Here is a 23993-nt window from a genome sequence, read left to right as displayed (position 1 = left end):
ATGAAGCAGTTTCTTTTTATATTCTCTCTCCTTTCTTTTACAATAATAGGAGCACAATCAGTTACCATCTCTAAGATGGCTAACATTTATGAAAATAAAGACAAACATCTTTATAAAATTGAAGATATCAGCAAGGCAGAATATCTAGGTGAAATCGAAATAGGAGGTTTTAGCAATGATGATGCATTGATGTTTAGTAATATCTATTCCAGAGCAAAAAAAATGGGTGCAAATGCATTTAAGCTAAGACCTATTGAAACTATAGACGGAAAACTGGAACCTTTTGATCCAAACCACTATTTCCTGAGTGTTTATTATCTACCTTCTGAGTCTGCTGAGAAAGAAGAAAACAATATTGCTTTCCTTATCGGCAGCCCGACAACTTCTCAAAAGATTGGTGTAAACCAGGAGAAAATAACACTCCCGGAACGTTCTTTTAAAAAGATCAAATTAAATCCCGGAGAGATCTATACCATTTCTACATTAAAGTTTCTTGGGTCTTCCATAAAACTTACTGCTTCGGATAAAGAAAACACCAATTACTTCCAGGTTTCAGGTTTCAAAGTAAAGTCTAATCCATATGGACAGGCAGGAATTAACCTGAAATCAGGAGACATTATACGACTGGAAAAATCTTACGGGATGTTTCTTACCACTATTTATCAGGAAATAAAGTAGCAAATAAATTTTCTTATCGCACTAAAACCCTGTAAATTTGCATATCAAGAGATATAAATCTTAATTTATAATATAAATATATGAGAATTCTAACCGGAATACAAGCAACAGGAACGCCCCACTTGGGAAACCTTTTAGGAGCCATTATTCCTGCTATCGAATTGGCAAAAAAACCCGAAAATGATTCGTTATTTTTCATTGCCAATTTGCACACATTAACGCAGATAAAAGATGCAGCACAGCTAAGACAAAACACTTACGAGATTGCAGCTGCGTGGCTTGCTTGTGGTTTAGATACTGAAAAAACAATCTTTTACAGACAAAGTGATATTCCTGAAACATGTGAATTAACATGGTATCTGGATTGCTTTTTCCCTTTCCAGAGATTAACATTAGCTCACTCTTTTAAAGATAAAGCAGACAGACTTCAGGATGTAAATGCGGGTCTGTTCAACTATCCTATTCTGATGGCAGCAGACATATTATTATATGATGCCGAAGTTGTACCAGTAGGTAAAGACCAGTTACAACATCTTGAAATTACAAGAGATGTTGCAGAGAAGTTCAACAGACAAATGGGAGAAGTATTTGTACTACCTGGCGCAGAAATTCAGGAAAGCACTAAGTATGTTCCCGGAACCGACGGTCACAAAATGAGTAAGTCCAGAGGAAACATCATCAACATCTTCCTGCCAGAAAAAGAACTAAAAAAGCAGGTGATGTCTATTGAAACAGATAGTAAAAGTCTGGAAGAACCAAAAGATCCTGAAACGGATAAGACATTTACAATCTATGCTCTTATTGCTACTCCGGAGCAAACCGAAGCACTACGTCAGAAATATCTTGCCGGAAACTTTGGGTATGGACACGCTAAAACAGAGCTTCTAAATCTAATTCTGGAACGTTTTGCAAAAGAAAGAGAACTTTTCAGTTACTATTTGTCCCACCTGGATGAACTGGAAGAAAAACTTCAGCAAGGTGCTGCAAAAGCAAGAGTTATTGCCCGCACAACACTGGATAAAGCAAGAAAAGCTTTAGGGTATTAACATACCTATAAAAAGAATAAAAAACTCACAAGTTTTACTTGTGAGTTTTTTATTTACCTGTTGAAGCTCTGTAAACTAATTCAGCATCCATCATAACAGTTCTGCTTAGCGCTGAATTATCTTTTATTCTATCCAGAATTAACCCTGCTGCCACCTCTCCCATTTCTGTTAATGGCTGCTCCACACTGGTTAGCTGTGGATATACAATTGTCGCCAGTTCTGTTCCCGAAAAACTGGCAACAGCAACATCATCAGGAATCTTCATCCCTTGTTCCAGCAGATAGTTCATCGCTCCAATAGCCAATGTATCTGTAAAAGCAAAAATACTGTCAAATTTAATTTCTCTGTCCAATAACTGTTTGGCCGCATTCCGTCCGTGCTCAAACATCATTCCTTCAGGTTTTATGAGCAATTCTGGATCGAAAATATTGTACTTGGTCAGGATCCGTTTATAACCGGAAATTCTTTCAGCAGCATTCCGTATAGTATCCGGTCCAGTAATATGAACAATTCTTTTTCTTCCGGTACTTACCAAATGTTCTGTCATCAAAGAAGCTTTAAGCTGATCGTTTACCATTACTTTAGAAGCATCCAGAGAATTATCAGGAATTCTGTCAAAAAAGACCACTGGTGTTCCCCGCTCTATGATTTGTTGGTATATATCCTTATTATAATTTTCATGACATGGATTAATAATAATTCCATCTACATTAAACTCTTCCAGTAAAAGAAGATTTTTTCTTTCAATTAAAGGATTTTCATCCGACTGTGTAATAATAACCCTGTAGCCGAACGGATATAAAATGTTCTGAATACCACGAAGCACTTTCGATGAAAACGGAGTTGTCATCTCCGGAACAACAAAACCAATACTTTTAGATTGTCCATATCTAAGGTTAAGTGCTGCAGGATTGGGCTTATACCCTAATTCTTGAGCTGCTGCCAAGATCTTTTCTCTTGTTTCCGGATGAACGTTCTTATCATTCATTAAAGCCCTGGATATCGTGGATTTAGATATCGAAAGATGTTTAGACAAGTCTTTAATAGTGATACGTTTCATAAAGTAGTGATTACATTTTATTCAAAAATAATAAAAACAATTATTCCCGGGAACGTTCCCTGAATTTTGGGAACGTTCCCATATACTTTTTTTAAGTACAAATGATTTAGCAATAAACTTATTGTTCTAAACTTGAGATACTTAAGTTAAAAAAATCAATGTAATTATGAAAGTATCAGATTATTATTACAATCGAAAAGCTATTCAAACGGGCATTTTACATATCGGTGTTGGAAACTTTCATCGTGCCCATCAGGCATTCTATACAAATCAGTTGTTAAAAGATGAAGACCAATATTCCTGGGGTATATGCGGTGCCTGCTTATTGCCCTCGGATGAGAAAATTGTCACTAATCTAAAATCACAGGATCTGGAGTATACCTTAACCATATGTGGAAGAGACGGCAACGACGAAGTTTATAAAATCGGAGCTATAAATGATCTCATCTGGGCAGTAAAAGCTCCAAAGGATTTATTGAATAAAATAGCTGACAGCAGCACCAGAATTATTACACTAACAATCACTGAAGGTGGTTATAATCTGGACAAAGCGACAAACGAGTTTATACTGGATAATGAAAGTATACAACATGACTTGAAGAATCCTGAATTTCCGACTACTGTTTTCGGTTTTATTGCCGAAGGTCTTCGTCTGCGAAAATCTAAAGGTAATGGCAGTATTACCATTCTCTCCTGTGACAACCTACAGCATAACGGCAATACTGCCCGAAATGTATTTTCCACATTTATTGAAACTCAGGATAAAGATTTAGCAAAATGGGTTCAGCAAAATGTAACATTCCCAAACAGTATGGTTGACAGAATAACACCTGTAACAACAATAGAAGATGTGAAAAAACTGAACGAAAAAAGTGGTATAGCTGATAAAGCACCGGTATACTGTGAAGATTTTGTCCAATGGGTAATAGAAGACAATTTTATTGCCGGAAGACCTGCCTGGGAAAGAGTTGGAGTTACTTTCACAAAAGATGTAACTGCTTACGAAAATATGAAGCTGAGTCTGCTTAATGCCTCTCATACTCTGCTATCCTATCCTTCATTTTTAGCCGGATACCGCAAAGTAGACGAAGCAATGCATGACAAAGATATTGTAAGCTTTATCCGCAGTTTTATGGATATTGATATTACACCTCATATTCCGGCCCCGGAAGGTGTAGATTTGGATGAATACAAACAAACTTTAATAGAAAGATTTGCCAATAGTTCTGTAAGTGACCAGATCAGCAGATTATGCTCTGATGGCATCTCTAAATTCCCTGTTTATATAATGCCTAATCTGATTAAGATGATTAACCATGAGCAGGATCTTTCAAGAATAGCATTCCTTTTTGCTGCTTACCGACATTACCTGAAGTACAAAGTAGATGACAATGGTCTATCTTACGAGATTGCAGAACCCTGGATCACTCCAGAAGATCAGGAACTCATCTCCAGCGATAATCTTCTTGACTTTTTGAATATTTCTGCTTTCAAAAGCATCAACCTTGATACTGTAAGCACTTTTACCACATTATATATATCCTTTACAGAAAGAATTAAAAACGAAGGGATCAAGCCAGTGTTACAAACCATTATTGTTCAACCTAAGATAAGCTCATAAAATTATGGAAACTAAACATCGTAATAGTCTATTGCCCTTTGCAATTATTACCTTCATTTATTTTATTGTGGGTTTTCTTACTACAGTAAACGAACAATTACAGGCTCCATTAAAATTTACATTTCTTGCAGAAGCCGGAAGCTTGAAAAATACCTTTACAACTCTCATTTCATTTTTTTTCTTTCTGGGCTATTTGCTCAACGGTACTCTGGGGAGTAAATGGGTTAATGCTTATGGTTATAAAAACACCATTCTTCGAGGTTTACTATTTATGATGTCTGGTTTATGTATGTATCTCTGTTCCTCATGGTTTGGTTATCAGTATCCACACCTGGCAATACATTTTGGTAATGCAGCATTACCTTATGGTTTTATAATTTTTGTTATTGGCTCATATCTTATGGGAACTTCAGCCGCTATTATACAGGTTGTTGTCAATCCATATGCTGCGGCTTATGAGCTACCAGGAACGCAACCTGTACAGCGTTTAAATATTTTAACTGCGATCAACTCCATTGGTACTACCTCAGCTCCATTTTTTGTAACAGTTGTTATGTTCAGTGGCATTTCCATTGCAAATATCGAGATCCGACAGCTGATACTGCCTTTGGTAATACTAATAACATCCGTTCTTATTGTAACTTTAATTACTAAGAAACTTCATCTTCCGGACATTGCCAATACACGTGCCGTAACAGGTGAAAAGCTGGAAAGAAGCATCTGGTCCTTTAGGCATTTTGCACTGGGTGTAATAGCTATATTCTTTTATGTAGGAACAGAAGTAGCCATAGGAGCAAATATTAATCTGCATGCATTCGAACTTGCTGAATCCGGGCATCCGATGACATTCTTTGGAAAAAGTGATATTATCATTGGTGGAATGGATCTGGGTATACATGCTTTATTATCTACGCTATACTGGGGTGGTTTTTTAGTCGGCAGGGCTATTTCCAGCTTCTTCAGTAAGGTTTCTGCCCGTGCACAGCTCACCGTAACCACAATACTGGCAACTATACTGGCCATTATATCTATGCTTACCCAAAATCTGTGGTATCTGGTAGCTATTGGGCTGTTACATTCCACCATGTGGAGTTGTATTTTCTCTCTAGCAATAAAAGGATTGGGGAAATATACTTCAAAAGCTTCCGGCGTATTCATATCTGCTGTTTTCGGAGGTGCCGTATTCACATTGATACAAGGCGGTCTTGCTGATATATTCGGTTCGTGGAGATGGACATGGGGTCTCACTGTTATATGTGAATTACTCATGCTTTCCTATGCACTTTTCGGTTCCCGCATCAGGCCTAAAGATATTATTCAGTCAAACTAAAAACCAGTCACACTATGTATCGATTTAAATTACTGATCATTTTTTCAATGATCACAGGGAACATATTACTATATGCACAGGAAATACATTCTGCTTTACAGCTTCGCAATAATCATTTATGGAGAGGTATAGAAGTAGCGTCAGGCCTTGTATATACCGGAGATATCCATTTGGATTATAAAAATTTTTACGGTGGTTTTTGGGCTGGTGGCACAGCTAATGGCGATTATAAAGAATTCAACAACTATATTGGATACAAAAACAAGCATCTGACCCTAGAGTTTTGGGATATTTACAACTTCTCCCCTAACGCTACCTATAACAATAAAGAGTTTTTTAATTACAATGCCAAGGAGACTGGGCGCTTTATAGATTTCAGATCTTATTACACTATCAGCGATCGTATCCCATTGATTCTAAGCTGGAACACTGTAATCTCCGGAAGGGACAGAAATAAAGAAAATACCCATAATAAGTATTCTACTTTTGTTTTTGCAGAATATCCTGTATACAAAAAGGATGATCTGGAAGTACGTGGAAGAATTGGTTATAGCTTTGCACTAAACAATCCCGGAGAACATAATAATTTCTTTTCGAAGAAGGCAGGTTTCAACGAAATCAGCCTTATGATATCAAAGCCACTGACAATTGGCAGCTATAAAATCCCCTTGGGTTTATGGGGCATGTGGAATCCTGTAGATAATCGTGCACTTCTGCAGTTCTCAGCCCAAGTATATTCTTTTTAATATTACATCTGTAAAAAGAAATATATTAATTTTAATAAAAAATGAAAACTATAGATCCTGCTGAAGAAGATAAAACAGGTTATTAAATAATTACAATGAAAGAAAACAAAATAAAAATTGCCTGCTATGGCGAAGTGCTATGGGATATATTTCCGGGAGGTCAACGAAGAATTGGAGGAGCTCCGTTTAATGTTGCTTATCATCTTTCCAGAATGGGTGTAGAAGCCCATATGATTAGTGGTGTTGGAAATGATGATTTAGGGAATGAACTACTGGAAAAAATACAAGGCTGGAACATATCTGTTAACGGAATTCAGGTAACTAATCAATATCCAACCAGTACTGTTATAGCAAGCATAGACGAAAATAATGATGCACAGTATGATATCGTCCAGCATGTAGCCTGGGATTATATTGAAACAAGACCTGCAGACCTAAACCTTCTGGCAGAAACTGATGCATTGGTATTCGGAACATTGGCCGCCAGAAATGAAAAATCTAAAAATACATTGTTCGAATTAACAGAAGCCAGTAATTATAATGTATTTGATATTAACCTACGTCCCCCTTATTACGATATATATTTGATTAAAGACTTGTTGCACAGAACCCAGCTGGCAAAATTCAACAAAGCGGAGCTTCGTATGATGTTGAATTTTATGGGTAAAGATTATGTTACCGAAAAAGACAGTATACAATACCTTCAGGATGTATTTGCCATGAAGGAAATAATTATTTCTAAAGGCAGCAAAGGAGCATTATATGCCAATGGAGATGACCTCTATTTGTATCCAACTGTATCTGTTGAAGTAAAAGATACCGTAGGTAGCGGAGATTCTTTCCTTGCCGGTTTCTTGTCCAAACGTTTAGAAATAGGCACCTCAGCTCACCAAATTATGCATCAGGCGGTTGCATTGGGAGCTTTTATCACAGCACAGGAAGGCGCCTGCCCGGAATATTCATTACATGAGTTTACAACATTCAGAGACCAGCATCAGGTTTCTGCACTTCCTCTGTAAATCTTTGACAGAGATTATTAATAATTTATAAAAGAAATTAAAGAAAAACGTCATAGGCTTCGGAAGTCTATGACGTTTATATATTAAAGTAATGCTTAATTTCTAGAGAAAGGGTAATTATCCTATTTCTAATTAATTGAAGTATGCACTCCGCTTACAGGAAACTTTTTATATCCAAAAGGTTTTTTACAGATTTTAGTTTTTCTTCCTGCTTATCTTCTTTCAAAGCATCAAAGAAAATAACATCCATACCAAATCCCTGTGAGCCTTTTACATCAGCAATCCAATCGTCTCCTATCAGGATACTTTCTTCTTTCTGAGCGTTCGCTTTTCCTAATGCGTACTCAAATATTTTTGGATTTGGCTTTCTTACCCCTACATCATCTGCACTTGTTATCGTTTCAAAATAAGGAGTAAGACCCGATCCGTTTATTTTGCGGTGAGTAACATCATAGAATCCATTCGATATAATGTGGATATTGTAGTTTTTATCTTTAAGGTAATCTAATACTTCCTTTGTTCCATCTACAAGTTCGTTGTATTCTACAATTTCATCCAGAAAGTTTACTTCAAAATGTTCTGCAAGTTCGGCATCGTCTACACCAAAGAACAAGAAAGCATCATAGAAGCGGTGCTTTCTTAGATATTCCTTATCGATTTCACCATCTCTTATCTGTTCCCATAATCTCTCATTAATTTCATCATATTTGTGATGAAATTCTTCAAAGTCTATTCCGTAAATATTATTTATTTCTTTACGGTTGAAAAGGTCCTTAAGTGTTAAGTATGCGTTCTTGCGGTGGTCCCACAAAGTATTGTCTAGGTCAAAAAAAATGTGTCTAAATTTCATATTGTAAAATTCAGACACAAATTTAAAGAAAATTGCTAGTTAGTTTTTAGAAAATACAACTTTTATAGTACGTGTATTCACTACTTTAATATTTTTGGAATAGCTTAATAGAAAATCTATTGTAGACTTTCTTGGCTTTAATTTAGCCATTCCTAAAGAGTCGAGTTGTTTCATAGAAAATCGTTTCGTTGTTATATCTATATAACGCAACGATTTCCAATTTATTATTTCGTAAGAATAATTTGATGTTCATCTGCCATTTTCCGCAGATTAATAAGAGCATAACGGACCCTTCCCAATGTCGTATTAATACTGGAATTGGTGTGCTCGGCAATTTCTTTAAAACTTAATTCTTTAAAGAAACGGAGTTCCAATACCTCTCTTTGATTTTCCGGGAGACATTCTATCATTTTATACAAATCATCATTAATCTGAATCTGGATAAGTCTATCTTCTATATTTGCATCAGGCTCCTTTATAATATCGAAAATAGAAAACTCATCATTATCATAAGAAGATTCAGATATTTTGAAGTTCTTTGCTTTTCCCCGGTAGTGATCTATAACCAAATTATGGGCAATACGTTTGGCCCATAATGAGAATTTACCTTCATCTTTATAACGCCCATCTTTCAAGGTGATAATAATTTTCATGAACGTATCCTGAAAAATATCGTTGGCAAGGTCTTCGTCCCCTAATTTGTAAAAAATAAAAGTGAAAATTTCGCGCTGGTGACGCTTTAAGAGGATTTCCAAAGCAGCTTCATTTCCTTTTTGAAAATCAGCAATAAGTTTACTATCTGGCAGTGTCTTCATTATTCATTTACTTTAAAATGCCGAGAAGCAGTAGCAAAATTAATTTGCTATCTCTTCGACTCATTGTTTTAAAGTAAATGTTCTGCTTATAGTAATATTATTTGTCTGTTTGAACTGCTAAATTATAAAATTATTTAATAGCACCAACTTTTAATAAAAGAAATCGTGCTATTTTTTAGATAAAGCTACTAAAGGAATATTAAAAGTCAGATTAAAATTAAAGCCTTTCAACTGTTTCCCGTTTAAAGTAGCATCTCCATAATTAAAGGCATAACCTCCGGTAAGATCTATAATCCCGAAAAGGCTAAATCCTGCTTTTGGTGCAATGTACTTGTTCGTACTTTCTGCACCAAGAAGAAGGTACCATGAGTGAAAAATATCTACATTCTTTTCGAAGTTTAGTAAAATATCTGCCTGTACTTTTGGCATAACAGCAAACTTACCATTAGTCTCACCCATCATTGCGGCTGCCCCAACTCTGAAAAGAGTATCGTCATTGGTTAAAAATAATAGACGCCCACCTACTTCTCCAAAGCTTTGGTTCTGATAAACATATCCGGCATGTACCATTGGGTGCACTGTTATCTGGGCTTTTGCTGCTACTGAAAGTAGCAACAAAAACGCAGGTAATATTTTAAGAAAAATCTTCATGACTATTTGTTCATGGACATTAAGAACTCTTCATTATTTACGGTAGACTGCATGTGTTTTTTTACAAACTCCATTGCTTCTACAGGATTCATATCGGCAAGGTACTTACGCATAATCCACATTCTTTGCTGAGTTACTTCGTCGAGTAACAGATCATCTCTACGTGTACTGGAAGAGATAAGGTCTACAGCAGGATAAATACGCTTGTTCGCAATCTTTCTGTCTAATTGAAGTTCCATGTTACCAGTTCCTTTGAATTCTTCAAAGATCACTTCGTCCATTTTAGAACCTGTATCAATTAGTGCAGTTGCAATAATAGTTAAAGAACCGCCACCTTCAATTTTTCTCGCTGCACCAAAGAATCTCTTTGGCTTGTGCAATGCATTAGCATCAACACCACCAGAAAGTATTTTACCGGATGCAGGAGTTACTGTATTGTAAGCTCTGGCCAAACGCGTAATAGAATCCAGAAGAATTACTACATCGTGCCCACATTCTACAAGTCTCTGTGCTTTGGACAATACCAGGTTGGCAACTTTTACGTGCTTATCAGCAGCTTCGTCGAATGTAGATGCAATAACTTCTGCATTTACACTTCTCTGCATATCCGTAACTTCTTCCGGTCTTTCGTCGATCAATAAGACCATCATATAAGCTTCCGGGTGATTTGCAGAAATACTATTGGCGATATCCTTCAACAACATTGTTTTACCAGTTTTAGGCTGTGCTACGATCATCGCACGCTGGCCTTTACCAATTGGTGCAAAAAGATCTACAATTCTTGTTGATAATGTTGCATTTTTTCCTGCCAGGTTAAATTTCTCCTGTGGGAAAAGTGGTGTTAAAAATTCGAAAGCTACTCTGTCCTTAATATAAGCAAGATCCCTTCCGTTAACTTCTGTAGGACGTTGCAAAGAGAAATATTTCTCTCCTTCTTTAGGTAAACGAACAATACCTTTTACTGTATCACCAGTTTTTAATCCGTAGTTCTTAATCTGACTTGTAGATACATATACATCATCAGGAGACGATATATAGCTAAAGTCTGAAGATCTAAGGAATCCATAATTATCTGGTAAAATTTCCAGAACACCTTCCACAGTTACAATACCATCGAAGCTATATTCCTTCTTCTGTGGTTCAGAATGTTTTGCATCGCCATTATTTCTATTCTGATTATGGTGATGTTGTCTGTTCTGATTCTGATTATTATTATTGTTGTTGTTATTGTTGTTGTTGTTGTTATTGTTCTGGTTGTTATTTTTTTGCTGAGGAACAGCTTGTGTTTCTTTTTTGGTAGGTACCACAACTTCAACAGGTTCTGAAGCTTCCGGAGCAGTTTCTTCCGGTGTTGTTTTTGCCTCTACAGGCGGTTGAGTTTTTGTAACTCTTCTTCTTTGCTTTTTTTCTGGCTGACTAGTTTCCTCGGTAACTTTAGCAGCCTCCTCTACAGGAACTTCAGCTTTAGTAGTCTCGGCCTTCTTTCTAACTTCCTTTACAGGCGTTTCAGGCTTAGCCGGTTCCTCTGGAGTTTTTACAACTTCAGCTTTGGCAGCAGGCTTCCTTCCTCTTTTCTTAGGTTGCGCGGCTTCTTCATTTCCGGCATCATTTCCTTTATCCTGTGGTCCGAGGTAATCCTTAATCGTTTGAGGGTTGGATGCCTGAAAATCCAATATAGCGTAAATTTTTTCGTTAATATCGGAAGTTTTCTTCACACCAATACCTAAATCTTTTGAGATTTTCGTCAATTCGGTATCCGATTTTGACTTTAGACTTTCAATGTCAAACATATGAAATTAATAATGTATGTAAGGTATAAAATTGTAATTTAAAATCTTTATGAGAGTGAACCTATCAGATTGATAATGTCCATTTTGCGATTCTGTGTAATGCAAATCTACACATTTTTTATAAAAACCAAAAAAATATTATTACTTTTGCATAAATTAATTGCATAAATGCTTCAAAGAATACAAACTGTCTGGATGTTTCTTGCTGTATTAGCCGCTGTTTTTTTATTTTATACAGGGCAGGATGTAGACGTATTAGGAACAACTCCTGTTATAACTATTGCAACAGTCATATTGATATTAATCTCTTTGCTAAGCATTTTCAGTTATAAAAACAGAAAAAGACAAATCTTGCTGAATAATATCAGCATTTTCATAAACGCCTTGTTGATCGGCTTATTGGCTTACTGGCTACTAAAATTACCCGGAGGAATTAGTTTTCCTGAGAAGGGTATTGAGTTAACATTTCCGCTCATCGCAATTGTAGGTTTGATTATAGCAAACATCTACATTAAAAAAGATGAGAAACTTGTAAAATCTGTAGACAGATTCCGGTAGACTTACAACGATTTTTTTGAGTGAGAACCGTCCTGAGAGGGACGGTTTTTTCATGTATGCTGTATAGTAAATGTAAATGCACTACATTTGTAGCTTAATCTAAAAATTGATGAACTTATACTTTAGGATTCTAAAATTTGCTAAACCACACCAAAAATATATTTACGGGAGTTTATTTTTCAATATTTTATACTCTCTTCTTCAAATAGCATCCATCGGAACACTCTTACCTGTACTGGGAATACTCTTCGGCACAGAGAAGCAGGAAATAAAAGGAGATGGTTTTTCTGACAACCTTAAAAGAACGCTTTATACTTTTATTAATAATGAAATAGAAAAGCATGGCAGTTTAAATGTATTGCTTTGGCTTTGTATTATTACCGGTGTTGCTTTCTTCCTGAGAAATATTGTCCGTTATCTTGGAGCTTACCTCCTGATCTTCTACCGCGTTGGAGTAACAAAAGATCTTAGAGGATCTATGTACAGAAAGATTCTTACGCTTCCTGTTTCTTTCTTTTCGGAGCAAAGAAAAGGAGATCTTATGTCCAGAATGTCTAATGATGTTGGCGAAGTAGAAAATAATATTCTGGGAAGCCTTGTAGACCTTGTAAACTCACCGTTTATGCTTATAGGTACATTGGCATCATTATTCTTTTTGAATCCACAATTAACACTTTTCAGTTTATTGGTATTACCTGTAATGGGAACATTAATTTCTCTTATAGGGAAAAGTCTGAAAAAGGATTCTCATAAAGCTCAGAATGAACTAGGGAATGTTTTCTCCATCGTAGACGAAACATTGAAGTCGGCAAAGATTATCAAGATTTTCAATGCTGATAAGTTACTGGATAATCGTTTTACCGGTTCTATGACCAAATGGATCAACCACTCCATCAGCCTTGGCAGAAAAAGAGAGCTAGCCTCTCCTATGAGTGAATTCTTAGGAGCTATTACTTTCCTTATTATTACATGGTACGGAGGTTATCAGATTTTGGTAAATAAGAATATGCAGCCACAGGACTTCTTAGTTTTCCTGGGTATGTTCTTTCAGATCTTACCCCCTGCAAAGAGTTTAGCAACATCTATATCCAATATCCAAAAAGGTGAAGCTTCACTTGTAAGAGTAATGGACATATTGGATGCCGACGTTAAAGTTGACGAAATAGCGAATCCTATTCCGGTTTCTGAGCTGAAAGATCGTATTGAGTTCAAAAATGTAGGCTTCTATTATAACAAGGAGAATCTGATTCTGAAAAACTTTAATCTTAGTATTCCAAAAGGGAGTACTGTTGCTCTGGTAGGACAAAGTGGTAGCGGAAAAACAACAATTGCCAACCTCCTGGCTCGTTTCTATGATGTAACTGAAGGTGCCATAACAGTAGACGGCAACAACATTAAAGATCTGAAATTAAAGGAATACCGCTCTATTCTGGGTATGGTAACTCAGGAATCAGTATTATTCAATGACACCATCTATAACAATATTGCCATGGGTAAAGAAAATGCCACCCGTGAAGAAATTATTGAAGCGGCAAAAATTGCTAATGCACACCAGTTTATAGAAAACCTTCCTGATGGTTATGAAACTAATATTGGAGACGATGGTAACAAGCTATCCGGTGGTCAAAAACAAAGAGTTTCAATTGCCCGTGCTGTATTGAAGAATCCACCAATTATGATTCTGGATGAGGCTACATCGGCTCTGGATACAGAGTCCGAACGATTTGTACAAGAAGCTTTGGAAAAAATGATGGAGAACAGAACTTCTCTGGTGATTGCCCACAGACTATCGACAATTCAGAAAGCAGACTGGATCGTTGTGATGGAAAGAGGAGTTATCGTTGAGCAGGGCACCCACCATAATCTGATGGAAAATAATAGCGTATACCGCAAATTAGTAGATCTTCAGAACTTTGATTAATCAGGATCTGACAAAAAACTAAAAATATTTTATAAGGCACCAAAGAAATTTCTTTGGTGCCTTTATATTTAACATAAGTTGTTCTTTCTTAAATCCAAAAAGTTTTCATTTCATTCTGGTCCAGCATTTTGTGCACAGGGCATTTATCTGCTATTTCCAGAAGCTTATCTTTCTGTTCGTCGCTAAGCTCAACATTTGTTGACAAGCTTATTCTGAAAGTGCTTTCTCCTTTTGTGTTTATTATTCTCTTGGCTTCCACATACAGGTCACCAAGTTCCCATTGCTTACGGTCTGCATACATCTTTAGTGTAATTGCCGTACATGAAGCCAGTGCTGCATCTAAAAGTTCTGTTGGTTTTGGGCCAAGATTCTGACCTCCGACATTCTTAGGTTCATCTACGTGAACTCTGTAAGAATCTAATTCAACATCTGTATAATAGTTCTGTTGTGAAATTAATGCTTTTGCCATGAGTTAAAAATACAACAAAAAAACAGGTCCTGAAAACGGGACCTGTTTTTTTATTATTCTAATCTTGCTAACGAAGATTTATTTATTTTCTGTAGGAAGCTTTGCAATAATGTCTATACCTCCTTTTGTAATATCTCCTATTTTACAGATCACTTCTGTATCCAAAGGCAGAAAAACGTCCATTCTGGACCCGAATTTAATAAAACCATATTCATGACCGGCTTTTGCAGAATCTCCGATTTCCGGATAGAATACGATACGTCTAGCCACATATCCTGCAATTTGTCTGAATACAACATTGGCCCCCGTTAAAGTTTTAACTGCCATAGTTGTTCTTTCATTAAGCTCAGAGGATTTCTCATGCCATGCAACCAGATATTTACCTTTATGGTATTTTTTATACGTTACCTCCCCTGTAACCGGATAACGACAAACGTGTACGTTAAGTGGTGACATAAAGATTGAAATCTGCAGACATTCCTGCTGAAGAACCTCTCCTTCGAAAACCTTCTTTATCATTACTACTTTACCATCTACCGGAGCAATAACGTTATCCACCTGATCCAGAATATTTCTTTCAGGATTTCTGAAGAACCACATTACAAAACCATACAATACCAATAATGGTATAATAATAAGCAATGACCACATCTCCAGAAAGTAGATACTAACTCCTGAAATAATAATAATGGCTAATAAAACCGTAAGTAAAGTACCTTTACCTTCTTTGTGAAATTTCATCTAAAACCTTGTTAAAATCATAAAATAAACATAAACGACAGGAGCGCAAAGTATAAAGCTGTCCAGCCTGTCCAATACACCTCCGTGTCCCGGGATTATATTTCCCGAATCTTTTACATTGAAAGTTCTTTTGAGCTGTGACTCTACCAAATCTCCCAACGGTGCAAAGATAGCAACTAAAAGTCCAACCACCATCCAGTTTCCTTTCATTTCAGGGAATTTATATTCAATAAAATAGCCTAAAATCACTGTACATACAACACCACCGGCAAAACCTTCCCATGTTTTTTTAGGGCTGATCGTTGGCGCCATTTTATGCTTCCCAAACAATCTACCAGCAAAATATGCAAAAGAATCGCTACTCCAGATCAGGACAAACAGCATGAAAGCTTCCCAGCTAAAGTGGGTATCATAAGGTAAAAAATCCGGTAATCCAAGTGCGAAGCCAAAAGGAATTGTTACATACAGGATGGTAAAGATCATTTTACCATTATCATTTTTAATTTCCTGCGGAAACTTGAAAATAGTAATCATGGCCAATGCCATAAGTATAATGCCAAAAATATCCATCATGTTAATTCCTAGATAGAAATACTGATAGAAAAATTTATAAGAAAATCTGTAATAGATATATCCGCCAAGAATAACGGTTATAAGAATCCATAACCAGGATTTTAATTTTGTAATCTTTACACATTCATAAACGCCAACGACTACAAAAAAAGTCATCAATCCGTAATACAGATAAGACTGATTAACAGATACTGAAAATGTTTTTAAAATAAGTGTGGAGCCGTAATGGGTTGTACACAGAAAAATAACCAATCCGTATATCAGTCCTGAAATAAGACGCTGTATGAGATTTTTATCCAAAGTGATGCCTTTTAATCTTCCAGCAAAAGTAAGAAAAGTTTAGTATTATCCGAGTTAGGAGAATCTAATTTGGAAATATTTCCACTAATTGATGTAAGATTTTTCAGGGTTCCTCTGCGCTTAACTTTCATCATAGCGTCGTTGAGGTTAGCAACAATCTGAGAGACGTTTGCTATAATAATGATCTTCTCGGGTAATGAAGATGAAGGGAAATGTCTGATATTGTTATAAGACAACATGATTCTACCATCGAAAGCGATAAGATATTCGCATGAAATAAAGGCAGTATCATTTATAAGTTCCAGACTTTCGGTGTAAGGAACTTTTACAACATTCAGGAAGTTTTGTAAGTCTTCGTCGCAGCAGAAAACAGATTTTACCTGTTCAAGTTTGAGTATACTATTCAAAGCTTGAAGAGCCTCTGCTTCGTCCGCACAATAGTTAAAATAACCTCCTGAATGTGTGAAAAGTTGAGCAAATTTATAGTCGAGATCAGCATTTTTCAGTTGATCCCCCAGACGAACAGAAGTTATTTCCTCCTCTTCGTCTTTATTAAACAGTTTATTAACAATTTTTTTAAAAATGCTCAATCTGAATATTTTTAATTAGCCTAACAAAAATAAAAATTATTTTTAATTAAAGCTCTTTTGCTTCCTCATTTATTGGGCTAACAGTATCATTCTCTGTCGTTGCAGAAAGCGGTTGCTCTGTTAACTCCGGATCCCAGGCTCTTTTTCCAAAGATTTCCTCCAGATCTTCTCTAAAAATAACTTCCTTATCTAATAACTTAGACGCTAAAGCATCCAATTTATTGCGATGAGTTGAAAGAATTTCTACAGCTCTCTGATACTGAGACTCTACAATTTTGGAAATTTCCTTATCAATAAGCTTAGCAGTTTCTTCTGAATATGGTTTTCCAAAAGAGTATTCCTGCTGACCTGAGCTGTCATAATAAGACAGGTTACCTACAGCATCACTTAGTCCGTAGATTGTTACCATTGCCTGCGCCTGCTTAGTTACTCTTTCCAAATCGGAAAGGGCACCTGTAGAGATATTTCCGAATACAACCTGCTCTGCAGCTCTACCACCTAATGTTGCACACATTTCGTCCAGCATTTGTTCAGTTGTAGTAAGTTGTCTTTCTTCCGGAAGATACCATGCTGCCCCAAGAGAACGTCCTCTTGGTACAATTGTAACCTTTAGTAAAGGCGCTGCATGTTCTACCAACCAGCTAACAGTAGCATGACCTGCTTCATGGAAAGCAACTCTACGTTTTTCAGATGGTTTAATCGCTTTATTTTTCTTTTCAAGACCACCAATAATTCTGTCTACAGCATCCAGGAAGTCTTGTTTATTTACAGATTCGTGTCCGTTTCTAGCTGCAATAAGAGCTGCTTCGTTACAAACATTGGCAATATCTGCCCCACTGAATCCAGGTGTTTGCTTCGCAAGGAAGTCAACATCTACAGAAGAATCCAGTTTAATTTTCTTAAGGTGAACATTAAAGATTTGTTTACGCTCATGTAATTCCGGAAGATCCACATAAATAGATCTGTCAAAACGTCCAGCACGCATTAATGCTTTATCCAGGATATCCGCACGGTTAGTCGCTGCCATTACAATAACGTTGGTATCTGTACCAAAACCATCCATTTCTGTCAACAACTGATTTAGTGTGTTTTCTCTTTCGTCGTTACCACCTGTAATATTTCCACGACCTCTGGCTCTACCAATAGCATCGATCTCATCGATAAATATAATCGCCGGAGATTTCGCTTTTGCCTGTGCAAAAAGATCACGTACTCTGGACGCACCTACCCCTACAAACATTTCCACAAAATCGGAACCTGAAAGTGAGAAGAAAGGAACTTTTGCTTCACCAGCTACAGCTTTCGCCAATAAGGTTTTACCTGTTCCCGGAGGGCCTACTAAAAGAACACCTTTTGGTATTTTACCACCTAATTTGGTGTATTTTTCAGAGTTCTTCAGAAAGTCTACAACTTCCTGTACTTCTTCTTTAGCACCTTCTAAACCAGCAACATCTTTAAAGCTAACATTTACCTTTTCTTTTTCATCAAAAAGTTTCGCTCTCGATTTTCCAATGTTAAAGATTTGGCCACCTGCTCCACCTGAGCCACCAGCTATCTTTCTGAAGAAGATATAATAGAACAGAACCATAATACCTACCCACACCAAAATATTCATAAGGAAGCTACTCCATGGAGAACTTTCCGTATCGAACGTAAGTTTAGATTTGATATTTGAATCTTTATCTGTGATAGCGTTATAGCGTTCCTGAAAATACTTCAGGTCACCAATATTTACAGTAAAATCCGGGTTTTCTTTCATGAATCCCATCATTGGCGACGGAGTCGTTTTCTTCTTAGCCAATGCAGGATCGTTTTTAGCTTCAGGTGTTAAAAAAACCTGAGCAACGTCTGTATCCTTTAATACGACAACATTTTTGATTTTATTTTGGCTCAATAATGCATAAAAACTTTTCTCGTCTAGTTTTCTGGTGTCCGATGAAGACATTAAACCAGGAAGGAAAAGCATAAGCAATACTGCTGCAAAGATTAAATAAAACCAATTAAATCCTTTACTTTTCATTACTTCTTTTAAATAATTAGGAGAGCGTTCTCTCTGTTAAGATTCTATTTTTGTGACTTTGGCATCTCCCCAAAGGCTTTCAATATCGTAATATTCACGAATATGTCTTTGGAAGATATGCACAACAACCGATACATAGTCTACTAATACCCACAATGAGTTTTCAGCACCTTCCACATGCCATGGACGATCCTGTAGTTCATTTCTTACTTTCTTTTCTACATTTCCTGCGATTGCTGAAACCTGTGTATTAGAATTGGCACTACATATAATAAATGTATCGGCAACTGTATTTTCAATATGCGAGAGATCAAGAACTTGGATATCCTCCCCTTTAGTATCCTGAATCGCTTCTAGTATTTTGTCTATTAGTTGCTGTTTTTCTGTATTTTTACTCATTCAAAAAATTGTAATATTTGCAAAGTTACTTTTTTTTATCTCAAATCCTCTTTAATTAGCTTTAAAAAATGAACAGCCTGCTTTACCTTCCAAGTGTTGGATCCACAAACGATATCGTTTCTGAACTTGCAAATCCAAACGCTACAGGAATATCCTCAGTATATACATTTGACCAGACCAAAGGACGTGGACAATATGGCAACACCTGGAAAATCCCAAAAGACAAGAACGTAGCTTACTCTTTTATCTTACCAACAAAGCTAGTGAGATTGTCTCCAAATCTATTCAACTTCTATACCGCTTTGTTACTTCGTGACTTTATTGTCAAAATTACCGATAAAGAGGCAAAAGTGAAGTGGCCCAACGATATAATTCTGCAAAATAAAAAAATTGTAGGAATTCTCATAGAGAAAATTACAGTAGAACATGTAGATTATTATATTGCCGGTTTTGGTGTAAATGTTCTTCAGGATAATTTTGACGAGATTACAAAAGCGGGTTCTATAAAGACACAAACCGGTTTAATCTTCGACCTGCATCAGTTTACGGAAGATATGCACAATCATTTTTCTGAGCAACTTGTACAGTTTCCTTCAGACGAAGAAGTACTGGCACGATACAACGAGGCATTGTTCCGAAAAGATCAGATATCCGTATTCGAGATTAACAATATCAGACAAAATGGCATTATAAGATATGTAGACAATGACGGTTATCTAAATGTGGAACTGGAAAATGAAGACGACATGAAAAAGTTTTTCCACAAAGAAATCACTCTGCTCTACTGATTAGCACGCTTCCAGTACAGATAGAATGCAATCGGAGCAAATACAATATTCGGGAGCCACATCGCTACCAAAGGCGATAGAGTTTGTGAAGAAGAAACCAGTTTCAGTACTTCGAATGAGAAGACAAATACAAATGCCAGGGCAATACCAATTGCCAGGTTTGCACCAAGTCCACCTCTTTTCTTCTGGGAAGAAAGTGATAGCGCCAAAAAGGTTAATATAATAATAGAAAAAGGCATGGCAGTACGCAAATGCAGCTCATTTTGATAGGCAGCAACATTGGCATTACCTTTCCTTCTTTCGTTATTGATAAACTTAATAAGTTCGGGTGTTGTCTTGTTTTCACCGACAAGCTCATCCGGGAAAATTTCTTCAGGAGAAGCACCCAGCTTCTGATACTTTGTATCTCCTTTAGCCAGTTTTTCCGTATCATCTTTATTCACCCACTTTTCGTAATAGTTGGTCAGCATGAAGCTTTTCTTCTTCTCTTCCCAAACCATATCGCTTGAAGTAAGCTGATAAATCAGTCGTCTGTTTTTATCAAATTTCTGATAAATATAGGAGAAACCTCTTTTCTCTTTAGGATTATAGCTATTGATAAAGACATACTCTGTAGGCGATAATTGCGTAGAAATCTGACGGCTATCTGTAAATTTACTTCTGTTAGCCGCACTATAGGTATAGATGATTAGCTTGTTTTTCTTAATATTTGCCCATGGCAATATAAAGTGATTAATTGCCAATGCAGAAAAAGCCAGTAATAAAGCGGCAATAAGATAAGGCTTGGCAAATCTGTGAAAGCTGGCCCCACTACTAATAATAGCTACAATCTCGGTATTATTGGCCATTCTCGATGTAAAGAAAATAACCGAAATAAATACCAGAATAGACATAAAGGTTATAACCAGATATATTAACCAGTAAGGGTAAAAATGAATCAGAAAGTAACCTGTTGTAAAGCCATTACTTTCAATACGTGGAATCTTTGCCTGAACGTCTATTACCAATACAATAATAGACAGCAATGCCAACATAAATCCCAGGGTTCCCAGGAATTTCCGGATAATATATTTATCTATAATCTTCAAGGACTACATTCTGCTTTTTAGTTGTGGAATAATGCTATCTTTCCATTCATAGAAATCTCCTGCTAAGATATGTTCTCTTGCGACTTTTACCAAATCTAAATAAAAAGCAAGATTATGAATAGAAGCAATCTGTTTTCCTAAGTATTCTCTTGCTGAGAATAAGTGTCTTACATATGCTTTTGTATATTCCTGATCTACATACGATGTACCAAATTCGTCTAACGGAGAAAAATCATTCTTCCATTTTTCGTTCTTAATATTGATCACACCACCCCATGTGAACAGCATACCGTTTCTGGCATTACGGGTAGGCATTACACAATCCATCATATCGATACCGTTACCTATAGATTCCAGAATATTCCATGGTGTCCCAACTCCCATCAGATAACGAGGTTTATCTTTAGGAAGAATATCTGTTACTTCATCTGTAATTCTGTACATTTCCTCTTCCGGCTCACCAACAGAAAGACCACCAATAGCGTTTCCTTCAGCTCCTGCCTCAGCAATAACTTCAGCGGAAGCTTTTCTAAGATCCGAATACACAGACCCTTGAACAATTGGAAACAACCTTTGCTTGTGTCCGTAATATTCCGGATTATTTTCTGTCCATTCAATACATCTCTTCAGCCATCTGTGTGTAAGTTCCATAGAAAGCTTTGCCTGATTGTATTCACATGGATATGGAGTACATTCATCAAATGCCATAAAGATATCTGCACCGATTTTACGCTGAATTTCCATAGAAACTTCAGGTGAAATAAAATGATAACTTCCGTCGATGTGAGATTTGAATTTCACACCCTCTTCAGTCATCTTACGGCTGGAAGCCAGTGAAAAAACCTGAAAACCTCCACTATCTGTAAGAATAGGAAGCTCCCAGTTCATAAATTTATGTAATCCGCCGGCATTCTGCATAACGTCCATTCCTGGTCTCAGGTATAGGTGATAGGTATTTCCTAAGATAATCTGAGCTTTAATATCGTCTCTCAGTTCTCTCTGATGAACAGTTTTTACTGTTGCTACAGTACCAACCGGCATAAATATAGGTGTCTGTATTTTACCATGGTCTGTTGTAATAACACCTGCTCTGGCTTTACCTTTTGCTGAAAATTGTTCTACTTCAAAAAACTTCTCCATATGTTATTTCGGAACTTCAGTTCCTTTATTTTTCTTTTTAATATATGCTTCCAGTTTCGGATCCTTTTTCATCAGCTTCTTTTCTGCTGAATCAAAAATAGATTCCATTTGTTTTTGGGATAAGTAATAGTTGTAACTATCCATAAAAACAGTTCCTGTAATTTTATGCTGCTGCAAAATATATTTGCTTGTTCCCTCCATATTAGCTTGCGGATTTATATTCAATGCTCCATCATAAATGGCCATCTCCACAAAAATATCCGCCATTTCGTCTTTAGAAATAAGCTTTTTTGGTTTATCTACCTGCGAACATGCAGACAGGAACACTATAAATATGAAAAAAAACAGTTTTCTCATAATCTGTTTATTATACTTTTCCACTTCAGGTTGAGTACTCCAAATAAAGCCTCCTGAAAAATGTTTGCACTCATTTTTGATTCACCCTTAGTTCTGTCGGTAAAAATAATTGGGACTTCAACAATTTTAAAGTCTTTTTTATAGGTTCGGAATTTCATCTCGATTTGAAATCCGTAACCCCTTAGTTTAATTTTGTCTAAACCTATTTCCTCCAGTACTTTTCTGGAGAAACATACAAATCCGGCAGTTGTATCATGAATTGGTACTCCCAAAACAAAACGTACATATTTGGAAGCAAAGTAAGAAAGTAATACTCTGCCCATAGGCCAGTTTACCACATTTACTCCCTTAGAATAACGCGATCCGATAGTCATGTCTGCATCCTGGCAAGCTTCATACAGCTTAGGCAGATCATTCGGATTGTGTGAAAAATCGGCATCCATCTCAAATATATAATCATATCCGTGCTCCAAAGCCCATTTAAATCCATGAATATAAGCCTTCCCTAATCCGTCTTTTACTTGTCTTACACTAAGAAAAACCTGTCCTGCATAAACAAGCAGAAGATCCTCTACAATACTGGCAGTACCATCCGGAGAGGAATCATCTACCACCAGAATATGAAAATCCTGCTGCAAATCCATTACAGCTTTTATAATATCGGCAATGTTTTCTTTCTCGTTGAAAGTTGGGATAACGACTAATTTTTTCATACAAATCGAGCACAAAGATAAGTTATTCTGATCTAAATTTTGTACAGGAGATGAATGTGTGTACTTTTGCAAAAAAAATCATTGATTAGAATTGTAGAAAACAATGACTGGGTAATCTACAGTATCTTAGGTATTGCTATAATATATATTATATCGTCCAGGGTACTGAATAAAGATATTTCTTTTGTAGAACATCTTCGCCTTTCAATAGAGGATAGCAGCAATATCTTTATCAACTGGTTTATTTCCGGCTTCATTTATATTTTCATCTTATCTGTTTTTTTATCACAGTACATTCCTGTAGTACCAAGATTTATTAATGATAATATAAACCTTGGTGGTTACACCCTCAATAAGTTTGGTTTTATCTTTATTACCTACCTATTATTATACGGAATAAAATGTGTCTTATCTTATCTGTTTTTTGCCAGCTCTGGCAATGCAGATCGCTGGAAGTCATATACCTTCAACATAAACAAGTTCTTCCGTATTATTATTTTGCTATTTTGTGCACTTACATTGGTTCATTATTTCTACCCTATAGATCATTTCCGGGTGTTCAATTATTACATAGGAATGCTGGTTTTTATCTTTACCGGCAAAATAGCATTTCTACTTTTTAACAGGAATCCTACTCTTCCTAAAGAATGGTATTATAAATTTTTGTATATTTGCACACTCCAAATTTTACCTCATTTGGTAGTATGGAAATTTTTATTTTTTTAGTCAT

Annotated in this window: 26 protein-coding genes; 10 read left to right on the top strand and 16 right to left on the bottom strand. The window is 36.3% G+C overall.

Annotation, left to right across the window (positions count from 1 at the left end; genetic code table 11):
• Entirely contained in the window at positions 1–678 is a 678-nt protein-coding gene (locus tag C8J95_RS03115) for a hypothetical protein (protein ID WP_107807567.1), read from the top strand.
• Between the two features lie 80 nt (positions 679–758).
• The gene (gene trpS, locus C8J95_RS03110) at positions 759–1724 is read left to right on the top strand and encodes a tryptophan--tRNA ligase (protein ID WP_107807566.1); all 966 of its coding nucleotides are present in this window, start codon (positions 759–761) and stop codon (positions 1722–1724) included.
• A 49-nt stretch (positions 1725–1773) separates the two neighbouring features.
• Here the strand turns inward: trpS and C8J95_RS03105 are convergent, their stop codons facing one another.
• Positions 1774–2784, bottom strand: a complete 1011-nt coding sequence (locus C8J95_RS03105; protein ID WP_107807565.1) for a LacI family DNA-binding transcriptional regulator — start codon at positions 2782–2784, stop codon at positions 1774–1776.
• A 166-nt stretch (positions 2785–2950) separates the two neighbouring features.
• On the opposite strand from C8J95_RS03105, the gene C8J95_RS03100 reads away from it, so the two are divergent.
• The 4 genes from C8J95_RS03100 to C8J95_RS03085 all read left to right on the top strand — a co-directional run bounded on the left by C8J95_RS03100 (position 2951) and on the right by C8J95_RS03085 (position 7500).
• Positions 2951–4405, top strand: coding sequence for a mannitol dehydrogenase family protein (locus C8J95_RS03100; protein WP_107807564.1), 1455 nt, complete (start codon positions 2951–2953; stop codon positions 4403–4405).
• A gap of 4 nt (positions 4406–4409) precedes the next feature.
• Positions 4410–5735 (top strand): MFS transporter, encoded by a 1326-nt coding sequence (locus C8J95_RS03095; RefSeq protein ID WP_107807563.1) that lies wholly within the window; start codon positions 4410–4412, stop codon positions 5733–5735.
• A 14-nt stretch (positions 5736–5749) separates the two neighbouring features.
• Entirely contained in the window at positions 5750–6481 is a 732-nt protein-coding gene (locus C8J95_RS03090) for a hypothetical protein (RefSeq protein ID WP_107807562.1), read from the top strand.
• Positions 6482–6576: 95 nt separating this feature from the next.
• Positions 6577–7500, top strand: a complete 924-nt coding sequence (locus C8J95_RS03085) for a carbohydrate kinase (RefSeq protein WP_107807561.1) — start codon at positions 6577–6579, stop codon at positions 7498–7500.
• 154 nt (positions 7501–7654) lie between these two features.
• On the opposite strand, the gene C8J95_RS03080 is transcribed toward C8J95_RS03085, so the two are convergent.
• The 5 genes from C8J95_RS03080 to rho form a co-directional block, all read right to left on the bottom strand.
• Positions 7655–8350 (bottom strand): YjjG family noncanonical pyrimidine nucleotidase, encoded by a 696-nt coding sequence (locus C8J95_RS03080; protein ID WP_107807560.1) that lies wholly within the window; start codon positions 8348–8350, stop codon positions 7655–7657.
• A 39-nt stretch (positions 8351–8389) separates the two neighbouring features.
• A complete protein-coding gene (locus C8J95_RS18910; protein WP_255365527.1) occupies positions 8390–8524 on the bottom strand; it encodes a hypothetical protein in 135 nt (44 codons plus the stop codon).
• A gap of 50 nt (positions 8525–8574) precedes the next feature.
• Positions 8575–9165: an RNA polymerase sigma factor gene (locus C8J95_RS03075; protein WP_107807559.1), complete on the bottom strand. Its 591-nt coding sequence runs from the start codon at positions 9163–9165 to the stop codon at positions 8575–8577.
• 168 nt (positions 9166–9333) lie between these two features.
• Complete coding sequence (locus tag C8J95_RS03070; protein ID WP_107807558.1) at positions 9334–9816, bottom strand: hypothetical protein; 483 nt, start codon at positions 9814–9816, stop codon at positions 9334–9336.
• Positions 9817–9818: 2 nt separating this feature from the next.
• Positions 9819–11606 carry a transcription termination factor Rho gene (gene rho, locus C8J95_RS03065; protein WP_107807557.1) on the bottom strand — a complete coding sequence of 596 codons (1788 nt, stop codon included), beginning with the start codon at positions 11604–11606 and terminating at the stop codon, positions 9819–9821.
• Between the two features lie 168 nt (positions 11607–11774).
• Here rho and C8J95_RS03060 point away from each other — a divergent pair, with 168 nt between their 5' ends.
• Together C8J95_RS03060 and C8J95_RS03055 are read left to right on the top strand one after the other, a co-directional pair.
• Positions 11775–12164, top strand: coding sequence for a DUF4293 family protein (locus C8J95_RS03060; RefSeq protein ID WP_107807556.1), 390 nt, complete (start codon positions 11775–11777; stop codon positions 12162–12164).
• A 109-nt stretch (positions 12165–12273) separates the two neighbouring features.
• On the top strand, positions 12274–14085 hold the full coding sequence (locus C8J95_RS03055; RefSeq protein WP_107807555.1) for an ABC transporter ATP-binding protein: 1812 nt from the start codon (positions 12274–12276) through the stop codon (positions 14083–14085).
• Between the two features lie 88 nt (positions 14086–14173).
• Here the strand turns inward: C8J95_RS03055 and C8J95_RS03050 are convergent, their stop codons facing one another.
• The 6 genes from C8J95_RS03050 to rsfS all read right to left on the bottom strand — a co-directional run bounded on the left by C8J95_RS03050 (position 14174) and on the right by rsfS (position 19177).
• Entirely contained in the window at positions 14174–14554 is a 381-nt protein-coding gene (locus C8J95_RS03050) for an OsmC family protein (protein ID WP_107807554.1), read from the bottom strand.
• A gap of 78 nt (positions 14555–14632) precedes the next feature.
• Positions 14633–15295, bottom strand: a complete 663-nt coding sequence (locus C8J95_RS03045; protein WP_059322746.1) for a phosphatidylserine decarboxylase family protein — start codon at positions 15293–15295, stop codon at positions 14633–14635.
• The gene (locus C8J95_RS03040; RefSeq protein ID WP_059322747.1) at positions 15296–16168 is read right to left on the bottom strand and encodes a phosphatidate cytidylyltransferase; all 873 of its coding nucleotides are present in this window, start codon (positions 16166–16168) and stop codon (positions 15296–15298) included.
• Between the two features lie 11 nt (positions 16169–16179).
• Positions 16180–16758 carry an LUD domain-containing protein gene (locus C8J95_RS03035; protein ID WP_107807553.1) on the bottom strand — a complete coding sequence of 193 codons (579 nt, stop codon included), beginning with the start codon at positions 16756–16758 and terminating at the stop codon, positions 16180–16182.
• A 46-nt stretch (positions 16759–16804) separates the two neighbouring features.
• The gene (gene ftsH, locus C8J95_RS03030) at positions 16805–18778 is read right to left on the bottom strand and encodes an ATP-dependent zinc metalloprotease FtsH (RefSeq protein WP_034869944.1); all 1974 of its coding nucleotides are present in this window, start codon (positions 18776–18778) and stop codon (positions 16805–16807) included.
• Positions 18779–18814: 36 nt separating this feature from the next.
• Positions 18815–19177: a ribosome silencing factor gene (gene rsfS / locus C8J95_RS03025; RefSeq protein ID WP_009086569.1), complete on the bottom strand. Its 363-nt coding sequence runs from the start codon at positions 19175–19177 to the stop codon at positions 18815–18817.
• Positions 19178–19245: 68 nt separating this feature from the next.
• Here rsfS and C8J95_RS03020 point away from each other — a divergent pair, with 68 nt between their 5' ends.
• Positions 19246–19965 carry a biotin--[acetyl-CoA-carboxylase] ligase gene (locus tag C8J95_RS03020; RefSeq protein ID WP_107807552.1) on the top strand — a complete coding sequence of 240 codons (720 nt, stop codon included), beginning with the start codon at positions 19246–19248 and terminating at the stop codon, positions 19963–19965.
• On the opposite strand, the gene C8J95_RS03015 is transcribed toward C8J95_RS03020, so the two are convergent.
• Genes C8J95_RS03015 through C8J95_RS03000 form a run of 4 tightly spaced genes read right to left on the bottom strand, consistent with a single transcriptional unit; the run spans position 19959 to position 23263 of the window.
• The gene (locus tag C8J95_RS03015) at positions 19959–21053 is read right to left on the bottom strand and encodes an LptF/LptG family permease (RefSeq protein WP_107807551.1); all 1095 of its coding nucleotides are present in this window, start codon (positions 21051–21053) and stop codon (positions 19959–19961) included. The two genes, C8J95_RS03020 and C8J95_RS03015, sit on opposite strands and share 7 nt — an antisense overlap.
• 3 nt (positions 21054–21056) lie before the next feature.
• Positions 21057–22193: a tRNA guanosine(34) transglycosylase Tgt gene (tgt, locus tag C8J95_RS03010; RefSeq protein WP_059154469.1), complete on the bottom strand. Its 1137-nt coding sequence runs from the start codon at positions 22191–22193 to the stop codon at positions 21057–21059.
• Between the two features lie 3 nt (positions 22194–22196).
• A complete protein-coding gene (locus C8J95_RS03005; protein ID WP_029728169.1) occupies positions 22197–22550 on the bottom strand; it encodes a DUF4296 domain-containing protein in 354 nt (117 codons plus the stop codon).
• Positions 22547–23263, bottom strand: a complete 717-nt coding sequence (locus C8J95_RS03000) for a polyprenol monophosphomannose synthase (protein WP_107807550.1) — start codon at positions 23261–23263, stop codon at positions 22547–22549. The genes C8J95_RS03005 and C8J95_RS03000 overlap by 4 nt, the downstream gene beginning before the upstream one ends.
• 81 nt (positions 23264–23344) lie before the next feature.
• Here C8J95_RS03000 and C8J95_RS02995 point away from each other — a divergent pair, with 81 nt between their 5' ends.
• On the top strand, positions 23345–23989 hold the full coding sequence (locus C8J95_RS02995; protein WP_255412706.1) for a DUF4271 domain-containing protein: 645 nt from the start codon (positions 23345–23347) through the stop codon (positions 23987–23989).
• Positions 23990–23993: the final 4 nt, after the last annotated feature.

Origin of the sequence: Elizabethkingia sp. YR214 (assembly GCF_003058195.1) — a bacterium.
GTDB lineage: Bacteria > Bacteroidota > Bacteroidia > Flavobacteriales > Weeksellaceae > Elizabethkingia.
The sequence above is the reverse complement of the archived record's forward strand: the minus strand, read 5'-3'. Positions and strand labels throughout refer to the sequence as shown.